This window comes from Catellatospora vulcania, assembly GCF_009720385.1.
In the GTDB taxonomy this organism is placed as follows: domain Bacteria; phylum Actinomycetota; class Actinomycetes; order Mycobacteriales; family Micromonosporaceae; genus Catellatospora; species Catellatospora vulcania.
In genome coordinates, this window is sequence record NZ_WARX01000050.1 from 1 (window position 1) to 545 (window position 545).

Here is a 545-nt window from a genome sequence, read left to right on the forward strand (position 1 = left end):
GAGGCGACCTGTCCGGCGTAGCCGCGGTAGTCGGTGACCGTCGTGGACTGGGGCCGGATGACGTACTGGACGGGGAACCGGACGTCGACGAGGTTGCGGTCGGAGGCGATGTGCACGTGTTCCAGGTGGTGGAGCAGGCTCGGGCCGTCGTACCAGGGCATGTTCGCCGAGCGGGAGGCGATGTTGTCGCCGTTGAGCGCCGAGATCGGGATGATCGCGAGGTCGGTGATGTCGAGTTTGGCGGCGAAGCTGGTGAATTCGTCGACGATGCGGTCGTAGACGGCCTGGTCGAAGTCGACGAGGTCCATCTTGTTGACGCACAGGACCAGGTGCGGCACGCGCAGCAGCGAGCACAGGAACGCGTGCCGGCGTGACTGCTCGACGATCCCCTTGCGCGCGTCGACCAGGACGAGGGCCAGGTCGGCGGTGGAGGCGCCGGTGACCATGTTGCGCGTGTACTGGATGTGGCCGGGGGTGTCGGCGATGATGAACTTGCGCCGCGGCGTCGCGAAGTACCGGTACGCGACGTCGATGGTGATGCCCTG

At 66.8% G+C, this 545-nt stretch carries 1 protein-coding gene; it reads right to left on the bottom strand.

Annotated features, from left to right (window positions below; translation table 11 throughout):
- Positions 1-545 (bottom strand): GTP-binding protein (locus tag F6W97_RS39940; protein WP_230687362.1); only part of this gene is annotated, 545 nt, incomplete at both ends.